The organism is Staphylococcus croceilyticus, assembly GCF_002902575.1.
In the GTDB taxonomy this organism is placed as follows: domain Bacteria; phylum Bacillota; class Bacilli; order Staphylococcales; family Staphylococcaceae; genus Staphylococcus; species Staphylococcus croceilyticus.
Genome location: NZ_PPRD01000105.1, coordinates 1 through 6,122 on the forward strand (window position 1 = coordinate 1; position 6,122 = coordinate 6,122).

Annotated in this window: 6 protein-coding genes; 5 read left to right on the forward strand and 1 reads right to left on the reverse strand. The window is 29.3% G+C overall.

The window, feature by feature from the left end; all coding sequences use genetic code 11:
• Positions 1-361 precede the first annotated feature (361 nt).
• Positions 362-1,201, reverse strand: coding sequence for a CHAP domain-containing protein (locus CD128_RS10830; RefSeq protein WP_103329909.1), 840 nt, complete (start codon positions 1,199-1,201; stop codon positions 362-364).
• 684 nt (positions 1,202-1,885) lie between these two features.
• Between CD128_RS10830 and CD128_RS10835 the strand changes: the two genes are divergently transcribed.
• The 5 genes from CD128_RS10835 (at position 1,886) to CD128_RS10855 (ending at position 5,969) form a co-directional block, all read left to right on the forward strand.
• Positions 1,886-2,737, forward strand: coding sequence for an AraC family transcriptional regulator (locus tag CD128_RS10835; protein ID WP_103329910.1), 852 nt, complete (start codon positions 1,886-1,888; stop codon positions 2,735-2,737).
• 212 nt (positions 2,738-2,949) lie between these two features.
• The gene (locus CD128_RS10840) at positions 2,950-3,690 is read left to right on the forward strand and encodes a transcriptional regulator, SarA/Rot family (protein ID WP_103329911.1); all 741 of its coding nucleotides are present in this window, start codon (positions 2,950-2,952) and stop codon (positions 3,688-3,690) included.
• 21 nt (positions 3,691-3,711) lie between these two features.
• Complete coding sequence (locus CD128_RS10845; protein ID WP_103329912.1) at positions 3,712-4,035, forward strand: PH domain-containing protein; 324 nt, start codon at positions 3,712-3,714, stop codon at positions 4,033-4,035.
• 290 nt (positions 4,036-4,325) lie between these two features.
• Positions 4,326-4,670 carry a transcriptional regulator, SarA/Rot family gene (locus CD128_RS10850; RefSeq protein ID WP_103329913.1) on the forward strand — a complete coding sequence of 115 codons (345 nt, stop codon included), beginning with the start codon at positions 4,326-4,328 and terminating at the stop codon, positions 4,668-4,670.
• A 153-nt stretch (positions 4,671-4,823) separates the two neighbouring features.
• On the forward strand, positions 4,824-5,969 hold the full coding sequence (locus CD128_RS10855; protein WP_103329914.1) for an acyl-CoA dehydrogenase family protein: 1,146 nt from the start codon (positions 4,824-4,826) through the stop codon (positions 5,967-5,969).
• The last annotated feature ends 153 nt before the right edge of the window (positions 5,970-6,122 follow it).

The following is a 6,122-nucleotide window of genomic DNA, read 5'->3' on the forward strand; positions in this document are numbered from 1 at the left end:
GGTTTTCATTGGGAAAGCCACAGTTTTCACAGCGTTTAGGTGTATAAGTTAATGTGCCGAAATAACATTTAGCTGTTACATGCCCATTAGAAAAACGTTCTACACGGTCTTCCCAAATAATATTTTCATCTTTAATTTCTAGTGTTTCTACGATACAATTACTCATGAGCGCGATATTTCTCCTTATATTTGGTTTGGTCACTTAATATTATAGAGATATTTGCGCTCTTTTTATACAAAAAATGCGGTTAACGAAACAATCAATTTGTTTCATCAACCGCATTTCTCATAGAACCCCTCTTTTTTAGCGTTAAAAAAAGGATTGTCGACGATGACAATCCTTTAATTTATATATTTAAAATTAGTGAATGTAGCTGTATGCAGCAGCTTGGCTCGCTGATAATGTACGTGAAGTTACAACACCAGGACCGTAACCATAGTTCATTTCAGATACAGTTACTGAACCGTCGTTACCAACACTTTCAACGTAAGCAACATGACCGTAAGCGCCTGCAGTAGATTGCATAATTGCACCTGCAGAAGGTGAGTTGTTTACAGTGTAACCAGCTGCAGAAGCGGCACTTGCCCAGTTATTAGCATTGCCCCAAGTTGAACCAATTTTACCGCCAACTCTGTTATATACATAATAAGTACATTGACCTGCAGTGTATAAGTTACTGCCAGAGCTTGCAGAGTTAGAAATTGAAACTCCGTTATATGATGGTGCAGCTGTAGTAGTTACTTTAACATTACTATTTGAAGTTGAATAACTAGTAGTTGTATTTCCAGTAGTTTGAGTACCTGCATTGTAAGATTGAGTGCTAGTACTGTTATAGTTATTGTCAACATAGTGATTGTAGCTATTGTAGTTGTAGTTACTGCTATTATTGTTGTTATTGTAGCTGTAATTATAATTGTAGTTATAGTTGTAATTATAGTAATTAGAATTATTATTGTTATTGTTATTGTTATTATTTGAAGTATAAGTTTGGTTAGAATGATTTAAACGATCTGGGCTCCAGTTACCTTTCCAAGTGTAATGATAATTACCTTTTTGGTCGATAGTGTAAGAGTAGCTGTATGAAGTTGGATCATTTGGGTTGTAACCTTGTTCAGCTGCTTGAGCTTCGTGACCATGTCCAGCGATAGCGATAGTAGCAACTCCTGCAGTAGCGATTGTAGCTGTAGCGATTTTTTTCATTTTTAAATATCCTCCTGAGAATTAAATTAATTTTATTTATTTATTTAATAGTCATTGGTTGACTTTAAGTCCAGTGGTTAATCTGTTTCTTTTCGACAAGAAATACTTTAGCAGAAAAAAGTAGGTTTGTGGGCGTTGTTACCGTTTTGTAATTTTTTGCTAATATATATTTGCTGCATGAGTATTTATTGAAATTTTTTGTAATATTTTAAAATACTGTCATAACAGTTTTTAAAAGTCTTTATTAGAAGAAAACTCATTTCGTTGTAATCTTACTGTAAAAAAATAGCAAAATTTATTTTTTTATAAAAAGGATAAATTTTATAATTTTTGAACTGTATTTTAACATTTTATTAATGAATATGTGCTTATTAAATGACTGATTTTAAGAAGAAATATGAAAAAATGGATAGTATTTGTATGAAAAATGATACTTTAAGGACGCTATATATAAAATAAACTAAAAATAAGATAATAAAGTGATATAATTAGTCAAAAGTTTGCTACTGGTAGTACCGAAATAAAACATACAATTATATATGAAGATAGACATTCGATGAAGAACGATTAAATGATATTTCGTATTATGTAATTGTTAATAGGAAAGTGGGTTATTAAGGGGAAGATAACTTGTTTTCTATTTATGTCGTGTCTTTATATATTATAAAGTGAGAGGACATATGTATGATTAATAACTTTTCGGTAAAGCTTTTAAAAAATATAAAGATAAGTAGGCAAAAGGAATCGAATATAAAATTAATCTATTGGTTAAAAGGATCAGGACAGATTACTTTAAATTTAGATAAGTTTCAAATGAAGACACGTGATTTAATGTTTATTATGCTGAATGATCTTTATTCTATTGAAAGTAAGGAAGATTCAATCGTTGTAGTAATGGAAATTGCTTTTAAAGATTATTTAAGATTTGCAGATGATTATATTAAATTACATGGTTATAAGTTTTCTTCAATAGAAAGAAAACAAATAGAACCTTTCATTATTAATTTACTTGAATTTGAATGTCGGAAGCCCAGAATTCTTCATATAAAAGACAAACTAGTGAAGCATTTATGTGTGGAGCTAGGATACATTCAACGTAAACATCGTCAAAATTCTAAGTTAGAGAATGCATTAGTTGATGAAGTTCATGAATATATCATCGAACACCATAATCAAAAGATTAATAGACAGGACCTTGCTAATTCTCTAAATATGTCAAATAAAGAATTAAGCCAGGTCATTAAATATCATACGCCCTACAATAATATTACTCAGTATATTAATGATGTTAGGTTAAAGTTATGTTTAATAGATATTTTAAAGAGTAAAACGCTTATCCAAGATATCGCTTTTGAACATGGTTTTAATCATTTTCCACGTTTTATTGCGCTTTTTAATGAAAAATATGGTGCAACACCTGGACAAGTAAGGAAAAATAAACAGCCTTTAAATTTAAACAATTTAGAAACAAAAGAAATACCTTTTGATGAGCAAGCTCAACTACTCATTGCTGAGGCAAAAAGTCATTATCATTAATTAAGATAGTAATTACTTCTATATAATTATAAGTGGTAAATGTGTACTGAATAATTATTACGAGAACATTAATGCTTATCTAATTTTTAAAACATTAACATGATATATGAAGATATTGATATCTCAATTGTGGATAGAAATATAGACGTCTATCTTCTATCCTAATTTTTTATAATTGGGTTTTTATGTAAGAACATGAGGTGACATATATCATGGATAAAAGAAAATTAGAGCAGTTGTTATTTTATTTAATCTATATTAAAGCAATTAGCGAAGTTTTAAAGTATTCAAGAAATTTAACTTTAGAACAACTAAAGTTATTAAATGAAATTATTACTTATAATGAAACTCACGAACGAGGAGTATATATAGAAGATTTGATTAAAACAATGCATATGTCTAAACGAAATATTAGATACAATTTAGAACATTTATATCATTTGAAGTGGATTATTAAAATTCGAGATGACGCTGATCAGCGACGTTTATTAATTTTGCCAACTGACTTATATCATAAAAAGTTAGATATTTTATTTATAGAAGTTGAAGAAGTGATTAACTTAAAATATTTCAGTGCAAACGTGAAATATCTTAATTCTTTGAAACTATCCTATATCATTATTATTTATGGGGCTTTAAATCAAGTGAAGCAAATTGCACAGCAATTTAATTTAACTTTGGATGAGTTATTTGTTTTAGGAAAATTACTATACTATCACGATACTATTTCTTTAAAATCAGTATGTGATTTTTCTCATCGCTGTTTAATAGGTATTCCAAATATCATTAACCATTTATCTCAAAAAGGTTACATCATTAAATATAGAAATAATAATGATGAACGTTTAGTTAACATTAAAATAGTAGAATCACGAGTAAATAAAGCAGAAAACTTATTTATTCAATGTTACAATAAACTTCAAATGGAAATGAAATTTAATGATTTAACATGAAAAGAGAAGGAGTTTATTTTTATGATATTGGATAATGTAAATCCGGAAGATTTGTTCCCAACTGAAAAAAAGGGACCTTCAGTATTAGGTATGATTGAATACAAAGTCCAAGAACAAACTGAGTTTGAAGGAGCCTATATAGCAACATCTGAACGATTAATTATGAATGTAGATATGAATGGGCGATTTTATTATAGAAATATTTCATATAATGAAGTTGAAAATATTGAATATGACGGTGAAAATATTATTTTCACATTTAATGTTGGTAAAGTACCTATGACTCAAATACAAACTGAAGATATTCAATCTTTTGTAGATTATGTTAAGGAAAAAATAAAATAACCAAAATAAAATGAAGTGATAATAGCTAGGATAGTTTTTCAAAATTTTTTATGAAAAACTATCCTAGTATTTTTATAATTCGAATTATATGTCTTAATTGATTAAGTGTAATTTAATTGAGCGAATTAGAATTTAATATATAATATCATTTTAAGTTCATAAAAATATTGAAATATTATACTTAAATGTTATAAAATAAATTTTATAGCATAAGAAATGTTTAGTTTAGTAGTAATAGTATACATGAACCTTGTAGCAACGAGATGTACATCAGAGGAGTGGTTTAGAATATGGGACAAATTAAAGACATCAACGATTTAGTTAACGCAACATTTCAAGTGAAAAAATTTTTTAAGGATACTAAAAAGAAATATAATTTAAATTATGAAGAAATTTATATTTTGAATTATATTGCGAAAAGTAAGACCAATGAAATAACTTCTAAAGAAATTGCGACTTATTCAGAGTTTAAACCTTATTACTTAACTAAAGCATTACAAAAATTAAAAGATTTACAGTTATTATCGAAAAAACGTAGCATACAAGATGAAAGAACAGTTATTGTTTATGTAACAGATGAACAACGCGACAAGATTAATAAGTTAATTGCTGAACTAGAGAAATACATTAAATAAAATGTCGGCATTAATATAGTTATGTGTTTAGACTAAGATATGGGGGACATATCTTAGTCTTTTTTTATAACTATACAGTTGTCTTTAATTTGTTAAAGTCGAGTGTTAAACTAAGATTAAACGATACTTTATATAATGAATAGGTGAGGTAAGATGATAAATTCATTTTTAATAAATTCTGAAATTCAAAAAAAGTGGATTAAAAAGTTTGAAACAATTGAAGATACCTTTAAAGAAAGAGCGGCATATAATGATATCCATTCAAGTTTCCCTTTTAAAAATATTGAATGGTTAGTAAATGAAGGATATAGTTTGCTTACTTTACCAGTTGAATATGGCGGAGAAGGCGCTACAATCGAAGATATGGTTGTACTTCAAAGTTATTTAGGTTCTCTTGATGGCGCTACCGCTCTCTCAATAGGATGGCATTTAAGTGTAGTAGGCCAGTTATATGAACAACATATGTGGGATGAAGCGATGTTAAAACAGTTTGCTGGTGACATCAGAAATGGCGCTTTAGTAAATAGAGCGGTAAGTGAAGCAGATACTGGTAGCCCAACACGTGGCGGGCGTCCCGCAACACATGCCACTAAAACTGAGAACGGCTATAAATTAAATGGCGTTAAGACGTTTACTTCGATGAGTAAAGCACTTACGCATTATATAGTGGCTGCTTATGTAGATGACATAGAAGAAGTTGGTTTCTTCCTAGTGCCTCGTGAAATGGAAGGCGTAGAAATCGCTGATAATTGGAATGTGGTAGGCATGCGAGCAACTGAAAGCCATGATTTAGTACTTAATGATGTTTATATTCCTGTCGAGAATTTTGTTGAAGGACAACGAAAGCCACAACCTAACGGGTGGATTTTACACATTCCAAGTACGTATTTAGGTATAGCACAAGCGGCTAGAGATTACGCAATTGACTTTGCTAAACATCATTCACCAAATAGTATTAAAGGTACGATTGCAGAACTTCCAACCGTACAACAAAATGTCGGTAAAATGGAGTCTTTATTACTTTCAGCAAGACACTTTTTATGGAGTGCTGCTAAAGGCTATCAAACTATTGATCAAAATCCTAACGTTTGGAATGAAACGTCAGCAAGTAAAATTTTAGTAATGAATCAAGGATTAGAAGTGATTGATTTAGCGATGAGAATTGTAGGCGCTAAAAGTTTAGAAATGGATAGACCTTTACAACGTTATTATCGTGATATGCGTGCTGGTCTGCATAACCCACCTATGGAAGATGCAGCCTATACGAATATAGCGAAATCAGTACTCGATTTATTTTAAATATTAAAAATAATAACTAAAATGATTAGCTTAAATCAACAAATATTGATTTGGCTAATTATTTTTTATTTAAATATTGAAAAATTTTATTGTAAATTTGTAAACTCTCTTGTATAATTTTAATGAAATTGATAATCGTTTTCACTAGGAGGA